Here is a 16382-nt window from a genome sequence, read left to right as displayed (position 1 = left end):
GATTAAAGTATCAATAAGCATTATCATCCATTGTTTCGTATTTCCTCCTCCAAATGCCTATGATATTATGGTCATAAACACCGTGCCATCCGTGTCATATGCAATCGCACCCTAGCCACAGGTTAGCAGAAAAAGTTAGATAATCATTCCAGCACCAACGGTTTCGTTGGTAAATTCGTCTATCAGAATTACACTTCCCGTGGCACGGTTCAATTTGTAACTGTCGTATAACAGAGGCGTGGTGGTGCGAATGCTGATTCGCCCAATGTCATTTAGCCCAATTTCCAGGTCATCTTCTAAGCGGTGCAGCGTATTGATGTTCACTTTGTACTTTACTTCTTTCACAATGCAGCGGGCATCTTTGGTGGTATGCTTTATGGCGTATTTTCCGCGGGGGGTTAGCTTCTTTTCATTGAGCCAGCAGATCATTAAATCAATATCTTGCCCTACTTTAGGTTGGTTATCCGGCTTAGCAATCATATCTCCGCGAGTGGTGTCAATATCATCTTCTAAGGTCATGGAAACCGACATGGGTGGGAAGGCTTCTTCTAACTCTCCGTCAATGGTAGCAATGGACGTTATCTTAGATGTAAGCCCGGATGGAAGCACAATTACTTCATCGCCCGGCTTGAACACTCCACCTGCTACTCTTCCGGCGTAGCCTCGGTAATCGTGATAGGTATCCGACTGCGGACGAATTACCCGTTGCACTGGGAACCGACTGTCTACAAAATTATAGTCGCTAGAAATCTGTACTGTTTCTAGTGTGTAGAGTAAACTCCCACCTTCGTACCAAGGCGTGCTTTCTGATTTATGGACTACATTATCGCCCTTCAGCGCACTAATCGGAATGTAGCGAATATCCGGAATGTCTAGTTTAGAGCTAAACGCCTTAAATTCTTGCTGGATTTTTTCAAACTGATCCTGTGCGTAGTCCACTAAGTCCATCTTATTTACACACAAAATTAGGTGCTGAATCCGTAGGAGGGAAGCAATGAAAGCATGACGACAGGTTTGTTCTACTACTCCGTGGCGCGCATCCACCAAAATAATGGCGAGATTAGCGGTAGAAGCTCCGGTCACCATATTACGAGTGTACTGAATATGGCCAGGAGTATCCGCTATTATGAATTTACGCTTAGGTGTAGCAAAATAACGATAGGCTACATCAATTGTAATCCCCTGTTCCCGCTCATCGCGCAACCCATCGGTGAGCAACGCCAAGTTTACGTTTTCGTCACCGGCATTGGTGCTCGCTTGCTCTACCGCATCGAGCTGATCTTCAAAAATGGCTTTACTGTCGTAGAGCAGACGACCAATCAGGGTACTTTTGCCATCGTCTACACTGCCGGCCGTAGTGAACCGCAGCAAGTCCATGCTCAAATACTGCTCACTGGTTTGTATGTCTGGTAATTGAGAATCCATAGAAAATATGAGATGTGAGATGTAAAATGAGAAATTTAGAAAATATGAGATGTGAAATTTGAAATACGAAACCTGTTCTAGTATGTGGAAGCTAGGTTTTGTAACGCTGTTTGATTGAAACAAAAATAGCTGTGAGTTCTGCGGGTTCTTTCATTAGTGCTTCAACTGTATCGTTTTTGCTCATCATGTTTCCTTCAATTAACAACTCTAGCCAGTATCAACTTTCGTCAGCCTCTTCAATGACTATTCCTAGCTTAGCAACAAATTCTTTTCGGCTTCTACTCCGGAATGCTGCTCGGGTATTTGCGCCAACTGAAGTTGCCGATCTCAACAATTGTCTTTTAATAATTCTTCCTGCTTCATTTTTAGCTATACTATTGCTCAATTTAATAATGCTTGATGCAAAATCTTTCGTCCTCTGCTTCAAATCCCCTCCTTCATACTCCTCTTTTTCTATTTTTCGCTTTTGTGATTTTTCATATCGCCCAGCGACCCGGCTCACATTTCATATTTCACATCTTAAAAGTAACCTTGCTTCTTCCGATCTTCCATAGCGGCTTCGGAGCGTTTATCATCGGCTCGGCCACCGCGTTCGGTAACTTTAGCAGCAGCCACTTCCTGAATGATTGCCTCCAGTGTATTGGCTGGAGATTCTACCGATCCGGTACAAGTCATGTCGCCTACGGTGCGGAAGCGGATTTGGCGTTCTTCGTAAGACTCTCCTTCTAATAAGGTGATAAATTCCGATTTGGCTAACAAAACTCCATCGCGCTTCACTACTTCGCGCTGGTGAGAGAAGTAGATTTTGGGAATATCCAGGTTCTCCGCCGCAATGTATTGCCATACATCCATTTCAGTCCAGTTACTCAGCGGAAATACCCGAAAGTGCTCACCCAACGTCTTCTTTCCGTTGAATAGATTCCAGAGTTCCGGGCGTTGGTTGCGCGGGTCCCACTGACCAAATTCATCGCGGTGAGAGAAAAAACGCTCTTTCGCTCGGGCTTTTTCTTCATCGCGCCGGGCACCACCAAAAGCCGCATCAAACTTTAGCTCTTCAATGGCATCTAGCAGCGTGATGGTTTGTAAACCGTTCCGGCTGGGGTTAGCTCCTTTCTCTTCCACCGCTTTTCCCTGGTCGATAGAATCTTGCACGTAGCGCACAATCAGCTTAGCACCCAATTCGTCTACCAGCCGATCACGAAATTCAATCGTTTCCGGGAAATTATGCCCGGTATCAATATGCATGAGTGGAAACGGAATTTTAGCCGGCCAGAAGGCTTTCTGAGCTAAGTGAACCATCACGATAGAATCTTTTCCCCCGGAAAAAAGCAGTACCGGTTTTTCAAACTGCGAGGCTACCTCCCGCATAATAAAGATAGCTTCCGATTCTAATTGCCGTAAATGGGTTAGGCTATATTTCATAACTGACTGATTTTCAGAATTAATAAGAGGTCGTTTCTAAAATCTTACTGACTAGCAACTGATGGCTTTCTTCAATAGATTGTTGGTGAGTACTAATTTTTAAATTGGGTTGCTGAGGCTCCTCAAAGGGAGAAGAGATTCCGGTAAAGTCTTTGATTTCGCCCCGACGGGCTTTGGCGTATAAACCTTTCACATCGCGTTCTTCACATACCGCCAGCGGACAGTGAATGAATACCTCAAAGTAGTTGTCGCCAATTATTTTCTTTGCCATCTGGCGAATACTATCGGTGGGACTAATAAGCGAGCAGATTGTAATGATACCGCACTGCGAAAAAAGCTTGGCAAGTTCGGCAGCCCGACGAATATTCTCCCGACGGTCATCCTGACTAAAGCCTAAATTATTGTTTACTCCCGTTCGAAGGTTGTCACCATCTAACAGCATGGTTACTTTTCCTTGCTGGTGTAGAGCGTTTTCGGCGGCTCGCGCCAATGTGCTTTTTCCCGAACCCGATAAGCCTACCATCCAAATTACTTTGCCTCGTTGCTTCAACAAGGCCTCCTTATCGGCTTGGCCTAGAATAGTGTCAAAAATAGGGTATATGTTATTCAATTATCTAAAATTATATCCTTCGCAAAAGAATGCGTGTATCACATGATAAAAATTTGGTTCTCAGCGACTGGCAACTATAAATCGATCTTTACCCTGCATATCTTTTACCGTACGCACAGCTACAAAGCCACCCTGGGTCAGTAAAGCTTTAATTTCAGGTGCAAATTTCTCATGTATCTCCAAATATACCCATTTCACACGGGTTAGTTGTTGGGTGCAAAGCTCCGAAATTCGACGGTAAAATAGAAGCGGATTAGTATCTTCTACAAAAAGAGCGGTTTGCGGCTCATATTTTAGCACATTCTGGCGCATATTCATTCTTTCCGACTGGAGTACGTAGGGTGGGTTACTCACTATCATCTCTAATTGCTCTATGTTTGGCGTATTAGCCAGGATATCCATCTCTACAAATTCTACTGATGACTGCAAACGGTGAGCGTTCTGCCGGGTAATGGCTAAAGCATCCGGACTGTTATCTAATGCCCAGACGGTAGATTGAGGTAGCTCTTTATCTAGCGTGATTGCGATGCAGCCACTGCCAGTGCCAATATCGAGTATCTTTAAATTTTCAGCCTTTGAGTGCTGCTGAACAATTAGTTGTACCAGTTCCTCAGTCTCTGGTCGGGGAATAAGCACCTGAGGGTTTACCGCAAATGTTCTCCCGTAAAACTCACATTCGCCCAAAACATACTGAATTGGCTCTTCTTGATTCAACCGCTCTACGTAGTGGTGCAACTGCTTTTGCTGAACGTCCAATAGTGCTGTTTCTTTGTCTACCAATATATCGGTCTGGGTTAGAGATAGCGTATGTTCCAGTAACCAACGTAGCACGGTATCGATTTCTCGAGTTGAGTAGTGTTTCTTGAGCGTGTCAGACAGTTGATCCTGTAGCTGATTATATAGTTTGCGGGCACTAATTAGCATTATAAACTTTGTAACTTGGCACAAAGCTACGCAAGATGGTTCAAAATCGCCGACTTCTCGCCCAAAGAAGCATTGACTTAGCCCGTTCCAGATTTCAAAAGGTCTCTATTCACCCGCAGATAGGGTGGGTGGTAGCTCAGCAGCAGATAGTAGCCGAAGGATGGTTGAACCCTGATTTGCCGTACCAAAATCAGCTTGCAGACTGCTTGAAAGAAATTACGTTTCCGGTTAACTCTACGCTGTTTGTGAGTACCAACCCTTTTGAAAACTCGGCCGAACTTCACGCGTTTGCCGACCAATCTGGAATAAAAGAGGTACAGATTGCCAGAGAGTTCGATGATTTTCTTCGCTCAGCAGAATGGTCGGTTAACCGACGGGTTTACACATTTTACCAAAAAAAGCGCCCCTACATCGTTTTAAAATGGGCGCAAACGGCTGATGGCTTGGTAGCTCGCTCCAACTATGACTCCAAGTGGATTAGCGGGGTTCACGCTCGAAAGCTGGTGCATCGGTGGCGTTCGCAGGAAGCAGCTATTTGGGTGGGCAAGAACACCTATCGTTACGATAACCCTCAATTAAACGTGCGGGATTGGTCGGGCGAAAACCCGCTTCGCATTGTGGTTGATCCCGACCAAACGTTAGATAAGCAGCTAAACGTATTCGACCAAAGCCAACCTACGCTTTGCTACACCCATCGGCCACCACTCAGCGTATCCAATTTAGAATTTACCTCACTTCCTGATACTGCCAATTGGCCGCAGCGTATTGCTTATGTGCTGACTGATTTGTACCGACGGCAAGCTGTCTCAGTTTTTATAGAAGGTGGCTCGCAGTTTTTATCGTTTCTGATTCAGCAAGGCTGGTGGGACGAGGCTCGGGTATTTAGCAGTAAAACCACCTTCGGTGAGGGAATTACTGCACCAACTGTTGAAGAAAAATACTTGGTAGCCGAAGAACGGGTGAGTGAAGATCAGTTAACAACTTACTTTAGAAGCTAAACAGGAAGTAGAAAAAGAGAATTAGCCAGAGGGCATCTACAAAATGCCAGTACGTGGCCAGCATCTCCAACTTAATCTTTTGATAAGGATTGGTTACCAGAATCAGCATTTTTACCGGGTCGCGAGAAATAGTGCTTATCTGGGTGTACATCACCGTGAGCACTACTAGCCCGGCTGCCAAGTGAAGCACATGCAAGCCTGAAATAACGTATAAATACGCCCCTGATGCTTCGCCCGAAAGATAAATACCAGAGCGATATAATTCTGACCAGCCTACATACTGAGAGATAGTGAACGCAACTCCCAACAGTAGTGTAATACCCAAGGAATTTTTTACTGATTTTAAATCATCCTTTAAAAAGGCAGGCACTACCCGAGTCATGGTGTAGCTAGAATACATCAGTAGCACTAAACTTACCACGAATGCTTTAGGAAATTCAAAATCGATAAAAACATCGGGGCTACGCTGACTCATGGTGTAGGATACCACCATAAACACGAAGACCAAACTACTACCAAAAATAGCCAGATACAACAATGTTTTGTGGGGGTGTAGCTTTTCTAAGCGAGTAATTGCGTTGTCGCGTTCGGCTTTTTCAGTGTTTTTATGGTAGTTTTGCATCATTCACCAAATCTATTCTGATACCTAATCAAAGAAACATATCCGGGAGCTTTTAGTTCTAGCTATCTTTCAAAACGATTATTTTCCAGACTTGTTATTTTTTAATTGTCCCATAATTGTACCACTCTGTGCAGCCCACCCAATTTATTAAACAATACGCTGACGATAGTTTCATACAAACGCTAGCCACCCAACTTAGTACTGCACCACAAGCCCAGCTAAAGGGAGTAACAGGTAGTTTGGATGCGGTGCTGGCAAGTGCTTTGTACCGGATAAATCCGCAACTGATGCTGTTCGTACTTTCGGATCAGGAAGCTGCTGCCTACTTTCAGAATGATCTTCAGAATTTAAATCCCTCGCGAGAAATTCACCTATTTCCGGCTTCATACAAAAAGCCCTACCAGTTAGATGAAACCGAGAATGCCAACGTACTAATGCGGGCCGAGATTCTAAACATTATCAGTAATACTCCCACTCACGGGCATTTAATTGTTACCTACCCCGATGCGCTAGCCGAGAAAGTAATTAACCAGCGTTCGCTTCGAGAAAATACATTCTTTATTAAAGCGGGCGAGCGACTAGACACTCAGTTTATTGCGGAGTTACTTACTACCTACGATTTTGAGAAAAGTGACTTTGTGTACGAACCAGGGCAGTTTGCCGTACGAGGCGGTATCATTGATATTTACTCCTACGCCCACGAGTTACCCTACCGAATTGAACTCTTCGGCGATGAAGTAGAGAGCATTCGCACCTTTGAAATCACTTCTCAACTTTCGCAAGAAGAAGTAAATCAGGTGAGCATTATCCCTAATGTGCAGACTAAACTGCTGGAAGAAGAGCGGCAATCGTTCATCAGTTTTTTACCCACCGATAATACCCAAATTTGGTGGAAAGATATAGAGGCGGCGGAAGATGTAGTGAACCGCTACTACGTAGAGGCCAGCGAGAACTTTGAATCCCTAATGGTCGAGTCTAACGGAACGCAAGTAGTTTTTAGCCCGGATATGCTATTCGAGACTAAGGCTAGCTTTTTAGAAAGTTTGGTACCGTTTACGCAAGTAGAGTTTGGTCATCGGTTCTCTTTTTCTACCAATCAAGTTTTCACCATTAAAAGTCAGCCACAGCCTTCGTTCAACAAAAATTTTGAATTGCTAGCGGCTAATCTGCACGAGAATAAGGACCGCAACATTACCAATTTTATTGTCTCCGATTCGGAGCAACAGATTGAGCGACTCCACAAAATTTTTGATGAGCTTGATTCTGAAGTAGCTTTCAACTCACTGTACACTTCGCTACGGGAGGGCTTTGTTGATAAAACCCTGAACGTTGCTTGCTACACCGACCACCAACTTTTTGACCGTTTTCATCGGTACAAAACCAAAGGTATTCGAGCCAAGTCGAAGGCTATTACCCTCAAGGAGCTACGTTCCCTCAAAGTGGGTGACTACGTAGTGCATATCGACCACGGCATTGGTCGTTTTGCAGGAATGGAGAAAATGGATATGGGCGGTCGGGAGCAGGAATCTATCCGCTTGGTTTATCGCGACGATGATCTACTGTACGTCAGTGTACATTCGCTACACAAAATTTCTAAGTACAGCGGGAAAGAAGAAGGTCCGCCCGCCATCAGCAAATTAGGTTCCCCCGAGTGGGAAAACAAAAAGAAGCGGGCGAAGAGAAAGGTGCAGGATATTGCTAAAGACCTGATTGACCTATACGCCAAACGTAAGTCGGCTCCCGGTTTTACCTACCAGCCCGATAGCTTCTTGCAAGCTGAATTAGAATCTTCGTTCATGTTTGAAGATACTCCCGACCAGGCTACTGCCACCGAAGATGTAAAACGCGATATGCAGCTAAGTCATCCCATGGATCGCCTTATTTGCGGTGATGTAGGTTTTGGAAAAACCGAAATAGCCATTCGAGCAGCGTTTAAAGCGGTAACTGAAGGCAAGCAAGTGGCGGTGCTGGTACCCACCACTATTTTGGCTATGCAGCACTACCATACGTTTAATAATCGTTTGGCTGATTTTCCGGTGCGAGTAGATTATATCAACCGCTTTAAGTCTACCAAAAACATTAAAGAAATTCTGAAGGAGGCAAAAGCCGGAGAAGTCAATATTCTGATCGGTACGCACCGCATTGTGAACAAAGATGTTGAATTTAAGGATTTGGGCTTACTAATTGTTGACGAAGAGCAAAAGTTTGGAGTGAAGGTAAAAGAGCGGTTAAAAGAAATGCGGGTGAACGTCGATGTGCTAACCCTCACCGCCACTCCCATTCCCCGAACCTTGCAGTTTTCGCTGATGGGCGCGCGCGATTTGAGCATCATCGCCACTCCACCTCCCAACCGTCGTCCGGTTACTACCGAAATTCATACTTTCAACGAAAGCATTATTCGTGATGCGGTCAGCTTTGAACTGAAGCGGGGCGGACAGGTTTTCTTTGTCCATAATCGCGTGGGCAATATTGAAGAAGTCGCTAACATTATTTTACGACTGGTTCCCAACGCTCGGGTCGCCGTAGCCCACGGACAAATGGACGGGGCGAAGCTGGAAAAAACCATGCTCCGGTTTATTGAGGGCGAATACGATGTACTAGTTTCCACTAATATTATTGAGTCGGGGCTGGATATTCCCAACGCCAATACTATTTTGATTAATAACGCGCATATGTTCGGATTATCCGACCTGCACCAGATGCGGGGTAGGGTAGGCCGCTCAAACCGTAAAGCGTTTTGCTACTTGCTCTCTCCTCCTTCTTCCGGCCTTACGTCCGATGCGCGCAAGCGGCTTTCTACCTTAGAAGAGTATTCTGAGTTAGGCGATGGATTTAAAGTAGCTATGCGCGATCTGGATATTCGCGGGGCGGGCAACTTGCTGGGAGCTGAGCAAACTGGTTTCATCACTGATTTAGGGTTTGAGATGTACCATAAAATTCTGGATGAAGCCGTTCAGGAGCTAAAAGAAACAGAGTTTAAAGACCTTTTTACTCGCGAGTTGAGTGAAGTAGTTAAACCGCTCGTCCAAGATTGCAGCATTGAAACTGACCTGGAAGTACTTATTCCCGAAGATTACGTGGCCAATACTACTGAGCGCTTGCGCCTGTACTCCCGGCTGGATAATATTAAAGATGAAGAGCAGCTTCAGGAATTCAAAAAAATGCTAGAAGATCGCTTCGGCGAAATTCCCGAACCCGTTCACGAGTTGATGTCTACCGTACGGTTACGCTGGAAGGCCGAACAGCTAGGCTTTGAAAAGCTTACACTGAAAAATGGGTTGATGAAATGCTACATCGTAGGATTAGATAATGAGTCCTACTTCAAATCAGAAACCTTTGGGAAAATTATTCAGTACGTGCAGCAGCATCCGAAGCGGTGCCGTATTAAAGAAACTAAAAAGCGACCAATCTTGTCCATAGAAAGAACCGAGAATACCCAACAAGCCATTAGCACACTAGATGATATTAGTTCACTGTAGTAATGAGCAGGTGTTAAAATTGTCTGTAGCAAGATAATTTTGAATTCTTTAATTCGTTACTATCGTAGTATTCGCATTGAACTTTGCTATTTCTTGTTTATTTCATACTGTAACTTACATACATATAATTTTTTCTAGTATTCGTTATTAATATTATGAGAATGTGTGCAAATTAGCAGTATCATTTATAAAACAGTTTGTGTTATTCGTCTAAAACAGCTTTCTAAGAGTTAATAAAACAGGTTATGAAGCAATTGGTCAACCAAGTCCCCCGAGCTTGGCAGTTTGTGTTATGTGCTGCCGTGCTTGCTGCCTGCAGCAAAAGTCAACCCACCAGTATGAATCCTGGTGAATCGAGTAATGTCACTGGTATTGAGTATAACGTGGAAGGAAATTTCACCTTAGACGAATACCAAGGTCAGCCCGAAGCCCCCAACATGGTGTACATTGAAGGTGGGCGTTTTGTTATGGGTAGTTTTGAAGAAGATCTCATGGGTACCCGCGATAATTTGGAGCGTACTGTTACAGTAGCTTCATTTTACATGGATAAAACTGAGATCGCCAATATCAACTGGCTGGAGTATCTATTTGATATTCGCCAAGATTCTACCACTGAATTTTATGAGTCGGCCTTACCCGATACTACGGTATGGCGGCGTTCTCTAGCGTTCAATGATCCCTACGAAGATCACTACCTTCGTTATCCGGGATTCCGTTTCTTCCCGGTAGTAGGAGTTACCTGGCGACAGGCTAATGATTACTGTAAGTGGCGTACTTCCGTGGTAAACGAAAAACTCATCGAGGAATCAGGCTCTGAAGTAGATGTTCCCGAAGGAGGACGTATTCCACTGGAGAGTGGAGTAGTGCTACCTGATTTTCGCTTACCTACCGAGGCCGAGTGGGAATATGCCGCTAAGGCATTGATTGGTACCCAGTACCTGGATGAAAATCAAACGCATTCTCGTATTTATCCGTGGGATGGTCACGCCACCCGAAACCCTTATGGTAAGCAAATGGGTAGTATGTTAGCAAACTTTAAGCGAGGTCGTGGTGATTATGCCGGTATTGCTGGTAAGCTAAACGATGGTGCCATGATTACTGACTACATCTACGAATATCCTCCCAACGATTTTGGGCTGTATAACATGGCCGGTAACGTAAACGAGTGGGTACTCGATGTGTACCGTCCGCTTTCTTATCAGGATTTTAACGATCTGAACCCAATCCGTCGGGATGGTACCATTGATCGAGAGGAAGAATATGATAATGAGAAGTTTCCTAACTTCCAAGGTGAGTTTAACTCACTAGTCACTAATGAGTTAAGAGTATATAAAGGTGGTTCTTGGGCCGATGTGGCTTACTGGTTATCACCGGGAACCCGTCGTTACTTAGAGCAAGATTCTGCTACCGCTACAATCGGCTTCCGTTGCGCCATGATTCGCGCGGGAACGAATTACTAGAATTTAGATACGTTATAGTATAGGTTCATCTATAAATTAAGGGCTTCGTCTAAACAACGAAGCCCTTTTTGTTATCAAGGTTATTTTTCAGTTAGCCAAGTTATACCATAGTCAGAGGAAACTGTAAGAACTTGATTAATCAAGTTCTTACTCCGGTGAGGCTAGTGCGGCTACGCTAACCGCTCGGCAGCCACCCGCTAGTAGTAAACTGACACAGGCTCCTAGCGTAGCACCGGTGGTCACTACATCGTCTACTAATAAGATATGCTTTCCTCGAATGTTAGCATCTTTCCGAATGGCGTAGGCGCGATAACTGTTGCGGTAGCGCTCTATCCGGTTTTTACGAGTTTGCGAATCAGTATTCTCAATTTTTACTAACACTTGCGTAGACCAAGGAATTGCCAGCACTTCCGATAATCCCCACACAATATAATCGCACTGATTATAGCCTCGCTTTTTCTGCTTCTTTTTGTGCATTGGAAGCGGAACAATTAAGTCAATTTCGGCTACTTCTGCATTTTCCTGCAAAGCGTGGCCGAACCACTTACCCGTCATTTCACCAATTTCAGGATGGTTTTGGTATTTTAGGACGTGCAATAACCTCTGCACCTTACCATGCTTAGAAAATTTGTAGTAAGCCCAAGCCTGGCTCACCGGAGCAAAGCTGAATACTCTTCTTACCAGACTCGTATTTTCTTCGTTTAAGTCAAACCTCGGCAAGCTGACAATCGTCTGGGTGGCGATTAACTGCTCGCCTTTTGCCAGCGGCACTTGCGATATTATACAAGTTCGGGGAAATATGAGTGATAAGAAATCCTTTAGCATTCTAGTACGTATAGAAACACACAAGATACGGTGACAATTGTTTACGCCCCATGCAATAGAAATTGTAACCCTACTGACGTAATTTTTCCGATCCTTTTCTCAGCATGTATCAAAAAGATTTAGTACTGGAACGAAGGTGGCAAAGCCTATTAGCTACCGTTGAGCAACAAATAGGTAAACGGCCCGCCGACCTGAATGCCGTCCTCTTTTTAGTAGGGGTGCAGGAGTTGGGTAGGGGAGCCCAGCATTTCTCTAAAGAAGAAAAGCAAGATTTGATGCACATTGCCATCTGTAAAGTACTGTCACTATCGGGATTTTATACGTTAGAAGGAATAGATCAGGATGGTTGGCCTCACTGGAAGTTGCAAAAAAAATTACCGCACTTCGATTTGCTAGAGCAAGAGAAGCTTCTAAAAATGCACGTTATCGAGTATTTTGAACAAGAGTTAGGCATTGCTATTTAATACTACATGAAGATTATCTCCTACAATGTAAACGGAATCCGGGCGGCCATCCGAAAAGGCTTTTTGGAATGGCTGAGTGAAGAGAAACCCGACGTTGTATGTTTACAAGAGACAAAAGCTACTCCCGACCAGGTACCCGTTTCAGATATTGAAGCATTGGGTTATCAGACTTTCTGGGAAACTTCTACTATCAAAAAGGGATACAGTGGAGTAGCTATTTTTTCCAAGCCTACTCCAAAGCATGTTGATTACGGAATTGGTATCGACAAATACGATCAGGAGGGAAGGGTGATCCGAGCTGATTATGAAGATTTCTCAGTAATGAGCGTATACATGCCATCGGGCACTATGGGCGATGTCCGCCAAGCTTTTAAGATGCAGTGGCTTGCTGACTTTCAGTCTTACATTAACGAACTTAAACAAGAAAAAGAAAATTTAATTATTAGTGGGGACTACAACATTTGCCACCGCCCAATTGACATTCACGATCCGGTAAGAAACAAAAACTCTACTGGCTTTCTGCCCGAAGAGCGGGAGTGGGTATCAGGTTTTATTGAATCGGGATTTATTGATACGTTTCGGTTCTTTAATCAGGAGCCAAATCACTACACTTGGTGGAGCTACCGAGCCGGAGCACGGCAAAAAAATTTAGGATGGCGCATTGATTATCATATGGCGAGCGATGCATTGAAAGGCCGACTAAAAAATGCTGCTATCTTACCTCAAGCCCATCATTCCGATCATTGTCCGATAGTTTTGGAAATAGCCTAACCGAAAACATACTTTATTGACAGAATTTCCGTATTTTTTAAGATAACTCTCTAAGTTAAAAACCACGAATGAACGCTTATGCTTATGTCAACCGACACTCACTTCAGTAGCGTTATCAAGCAGCTTCAGCAGTACAAGCGAAAGTATTATCTGAACAAGCTCGTTAGGGGGAGTATCTTCTTCGGAGCCATTGTTCTATCAGTCTACCTTCTGTTCAATTCTATTGAATATACTGCCCGACTTGGTAGCCTATGGCGTGGTGTATTATTTTTCAGCTTTTTATTATTATTCCTTTTTATTCTGGTTAAGTGGGTGATTGACCCACTCGTTCGGCTGTACAATAACAAGCAGCAGATTAGCGATGAGGAAGCTGCCCGGCAAATCGGCACGTATTTTCCGGAGGTGCAGGATAAGCTGTTGAACCTGATTCAGCTCAACCGGACCAATAGCGACCAAGGGGCACTACTGGCGGCTAGTATCGCTCAGAAAACTAAGCACCTCGCGGTAGTGCGCTTCCCAATTGCTATTGACCTTCGTAAGAATCTACGTCATCTAAAGTATCTAGCAGTTCCGGTAGGAGTTATGATCGTCGTTTTATTATTTGTTCCTCAGTTTTTCTCGGAAGGTACGCGCCGAATTGTGAACTTCAATAAAGAGTATGTTCCCGAAGCTCCTTTCTCATTTAATCTTGGAAACGAATCGCTCATCGCATTCAAGAATGAAGACTTTACCGTTGATGTAGATTTAGTAGGAAGTGCTATTCCGGACAAAGCCTACTTAGTGGCTTCCGGGCGACGGTTCCGCATGACTTCCAATAAAGAAGGAATATTACAGTTCTCTTTTCAAAATATTCAGCGGGATACTCCTTTCTACATAGAAGCGGCTGGATTCAATTCTGTATCTCGTACTATTCGGGTAGTAGACCGTCCTAACCTTAAAAACTTCAGCGTCTATCTTGATTACCCCAGCTATCTTTCGCGAGAAGATCAGCGACTGGATAACATCGGCAACTTGCAAGTACCCGCAGGAACCAATATCACTTGGCAGTTTAGCGCACTGGCAGCCGACAGTATGCAACTGCTTTTTGTAGAGCAGGAGGAGAATTACCGATTAGAGCCAGACTCCAACGGAGCATTTTCGCTAGAAAAGCAAGCCCTGGAATCGGCTACTTACCAAATTAATTTGGTGAATGAATACAGTAGCAACAAGCAAGATATTCGCTACTACCTGGATGTTATTCCTGATCAGGAACCGCAGATTAGCCTGGAGCAATTTCAGGATACTACTCTCTACCAATTTTTAGTGCTAGGTGGAAATGTATCTGACGATTACGGACTCACGCAACTCGCCCTTTTTTACAAGTTTGAATCTTTGGAAGAAGGTGAAAGCAAAGAGAAGTACCGAAAAATGAAATTGCCCCTTGACTCTAAGCAGAACAACCAAAGCTACTACTACCAGTGGAACGTGGATACACTCGGGCTAAACCCAGGTAATAAAATCCGCTACTTCTTAAAAGTGTGGGACAATGATGCCGTGAACGGTTACAAATCGTCGCAAACATCTTCCTACGTATTCAGCATTCCTGACCGAGAAACAATTCGCGAAAATATAGAAAAGTCAACCGCAGAAACTCAAAGTCAAATTAGCAAAACCGTACAACAAGCCGAACAATTGAAGCAAGATATTGAGGAGGTGGAGAAGCGGCTACGGGGGAAAAAAGATTTAACCTGGCAAGACAAAAAACTGCTGGAAGACATTGTGAAGCAACGCCAGGATTTGGAAAAACAGTTGGAGCAATTAAAAGAACAAAGTCAAGCCAGCAAAATGCAGCAAGAGCAATTTGGTGAACAAAGTGAGAAGATGAAGGAGCAAATTGATCAATTGCAGCAACTCATGGACGAATTGCTGGATGAAGAGACTAAGAAGATGTACGAAGAGTTGCAAAAACTACTGGATGAGCAACTAGACATGGATAAAATGCGCGATCAGCTTCAGAAGATCAACGATCAAGAAGAAAATCTGGAGGAAGAACTGGAACGCACTTTAGAGCTATTTAAGCGAATGAAGTTCGACTCGAAGCTAGAAGATGTGCAGCAGCAAATGGAGCAAAAAGCGGAAGAGCAACAAAAGCTAGCTGAAGAAACCGAGAACAAAGAAAATGATACTGAAGAACTGAGTGAGCAACAAGAGCAGATGAATGAAGACTTCGAACAGCTTCAAAAGGAAATGGAAGAACTCAATGAGATGAACCAAGACCTAAAGAATCCATCTCCTATGCAAGACATGAAGCAGGAGCAACAGCAAACTCAACAGGAGCAGCAAAAAGCTCAGGAAGCATTAGAAAAAAACCAGCGGAAGAAAGCCCAAAAATCTCAGCAGAAGAGTGCCCAGCAAATGAAACAAATGGCGCAAAAAATGCAGCAGATGCAGCAGAGCATGGAAATGGAAATGCTGCAAGAGAACATGGATAACCTTCGGAATATTCTGGACAATTTGATTACTCTTTCCTTCGACCAAGAAACCGTAATGAAGGATTTTCGTGAAGTAAAACAAAATGACCCCCGCTTTATCGATCTTTCACAAGAACAGCTTAAACTACGGGATGATTCCCAAATCATTGAAGACAGCTTGCTTGCTCTGGCTGAACGAGTATTCCAGATTCAGTCGTTTGTTACCCGGGAGGTGAAAGACATGAACAAATACATGGATGAAAGCATGGAATCATTGCGCGAGCGGCAGCAGTACAAGGCCATTAGTCAGCAACAGTTTGCTATGACTTCCATTAACAACCTAGCACTTCTTTTAAACGATGTGCTTAGCCAGATGCAACAGCAAATGGCTGATGCGATGGGGAACCCGCAGCAAAACCCAGGCGACTCTCAACAAAACATGAACCTGAGTGAATTGCAGAAGCAACTCAATGAGCAGATTCAAAACCTACAGAAAAGTGGGAAATCAGGGCGGGCGTTATCCGAAGAATTATCCAAGCTAGCCCAGCAGCAAGAGAAGATTCGGAAAGCACTGGAAGAAATGGATTCAGAAGAAGATGGGGGAGGAGGAACCGGAGATCAACTTGCTAAAGAAATGGAAGAAACTGAAACCGATTTGGTCAACAAAAAGCTTTCAAACGAGTTGATTGAACGACAGAAACAAATTCTAACCCGTTTATTAGATGTTGAAAAATCAGACCGAGAGCAAGAGCTTGATCAAAAGCGTAAAGGGGAAACTGCTAAAGACTCTTACGAGAAACAAGCGGCTCAGCGATTTGATGAATACATTCAATTGAAAAAACAGGAGATTGAGCTTCTAAAAACCGTGCCTCTCAAGCTTAATCCTTACTATAAAACTGAGGCTAATAAATACTTTAAGCGTTTAAACTAGC

The 16382-nt window shown here is 44.0% G+C and carries 13 protein-coding genes; 6 read left to right on the top strand and 7 right to left on the bottom strand.

What is annotated here, in order from left to right:
* Positions 1-135: 135 nt before the first annotated feature.
* The 5 genes from cysN to prmC form a co-directional block, all read right to left on the bottom strand.
* On the bottom strand, positions 136-1425 hold the full coding sequence (gene cysN, locus P0M28_RS14255) for a sulfate adenylyltransferase subunit CysN (RefSeq protein ID WP_302210581.1): 1290 nt from the start codon (positions 1423-1425) through the stop codon (positions 136-138).
* 217 nt (positions 1426-1642) lie between these two features.
* Entirely contained in the window at positions 1643-1927 is a 285-nt protein-coding gene (locus P0M28_RS14250; RefSeq protein WP_302210580.1) for a four helix bundle protein, read from the bottom strand.
* 17 nt (positions 1928-1944) lie between these two features.
* A complete protein-coding gene (gene cysD / locus P0M28_RS14245; protein ID WP_302210579.1) occupies positions 1945-2847 on the bottom strand; it encodes a sulfate adenylyltransferase subunit CysD in 903 nt (300 codons plus the stop codon).
* Positions 2848-2866: 19 nt separating this feature from the next.
* Positions 2867-3457, bottom strand: coding sequence for an adenylyl-sulfate kinase (gene cysC / locus P0M28_RS14240; protein ID WP_302210578.1), 591 nt, complete (start codon positions 3455-3457; stop codon positions 2867-2869).
* Between the two features lie 60 nt (positions 3458-3517).
* Positions 3518-4381 carry a peptide chain release factor N(5)-glutamine methyltransferase gene (gene prmC, locus P0M28_RS14235; protein WP_302210577.1) on the bottom strand — a complete coding sequence of 288 codons (864 nt, stop codon included), beginning with the start codon at positions 4379-4381 and terminating at the stop codon, positions 3518-3520.
* Between the two features lie 35 nt (positions 4382-4416).
* Between prmC and P0M28_RS14230 the strand changes: the two genes are divergently transcribed.
* Positions 4417-5379, top strand: a complete 963-nt coding sequence (locus P0M28_RS14230) for a RibD family protein (protein ID WP_302210575.1) — start codon at positions 4417-4419, stop codon at positions 5377-5379.
* Here the strand turns inward: P0M28_RS14230 and P0M28_RS14225 are convergent.
* Positions 5369-6004, bottom strand: coding sequence for a cytochrome c oxidase subunit 3 (locus P0M28_RS14225; protein WP_302210574.1), 636 nt, complete (start codon positions 6002-6004; stop codon positions 5369-5371). The genes P0M28_RS14230 and P0M28_RS14225 overlap by 11 nt on opposite strands.
* Before the next feature lie 125 nt (positions 6005-6129).
* Here P0M28_RS14225 and mfd point away from each other — a divergent pair, with 125 nt between their 5' ends.
* Both mfd and gldJ read left to right on the top strand, forming a co-directional pair.
* The gene (mfd, locus tag P0M28_RS14220; RefSeq protein ID WP_302210573.1) at positions 6130-9480 is read left to right on the top strand and encodes a transcription-repair coupling factor; all 3351 of its coding nucleotides are present in this window, start codon (positions 6130-6132) and stop codon (positions 9478-9480) included.
* A gap of 245 nt (positions 9481-9725) precedes the next feature.
* Positions 9726-10940 (top strand): gliding motility lipoprotein GldJ, encoded by a 1215-nt coding sequence (gldJ, locus tag P0M28_RS14215; protein ID WP_302210572.1) that lies wholly within the window; start codon positions 9726-9728, stop codon positions 10938-10940.
* A 147-nt stretch (positions 10941-11087) separates the two neighbouring features.
* Here the strand turns inward: gldJ and P0M28_RS14210 are convergent, their stop codons facing one another.
* Positions 11088-11765 carry a ComF family protein gene (locus tag P0M28_RS14210; RefSeq protein ID WP_302210571.1) on the bottom strand — a complete coding sequence of 226 codons (678 nt, stop codon included), beginning with the start codon at positions 11763-11765 and terminating at the stop codon, positions 11088-11090.
* Between the two features lie 104 nt (positions 11766-11869).
* Between P0M28_RS14210 and P0M28_RS14205 the strand changes: the two genes are divergently transcribed.
* From P0M28_RS14205 to P0M28_RS14195, 3 genes are all read left to right on the top strand, one after another.
* Complete coding sequence (locus P0M28_RS14205) at positions 11870-12229, top strand: hypothetical protein (protein ID WP_302210570.1); 360 nt, start codon at positions 11870-11872, stop codon at positions 12227-12229.
* A 6-nt stretch (positions 12230-12235) separates the two neighbouring features.
* Complete coding sequence (gene xth / locus P0M28_RS14200; protein ID WP_302210569.1) at positions 12236-13000, top strand: exodeoxyribonuclease III; 765 nt, start codon at positions 12236-12238, stop codon at positions 12998-13000.
* An 84-nt stretch (positions 13001-13084) separates the two neighbouring features.
* Positions 13085-16381 carry a DUF4175 family protein gene (locus tag P0M28_RS14195; RefSeq protein WP_302210568.1) on the top strand — a complete coding sequence of 1099 codons (3297 nt, stop codon included), beginning with the start codon at positions 13085-13087 and terminating at the stop codon, positions 16379-16381.
* Position 16382: the final 1 nt, after the last annotated feature.

It is taken from the genome of Tunicatimonas pelagia (assembly GCF_030506325.1).
Lineage (GTDB): Bacteria > Bacteroidota > Bacteroidia > Cytophagales > Cyclobacteriaceae > Tunicatimonas > Tunicatimonas pelagia.
The sequence above is the reverse complement of the archived record's forward strand: the minus strand, read 5'-3'. Positions and strand labels throughout refer to the sequence as shown.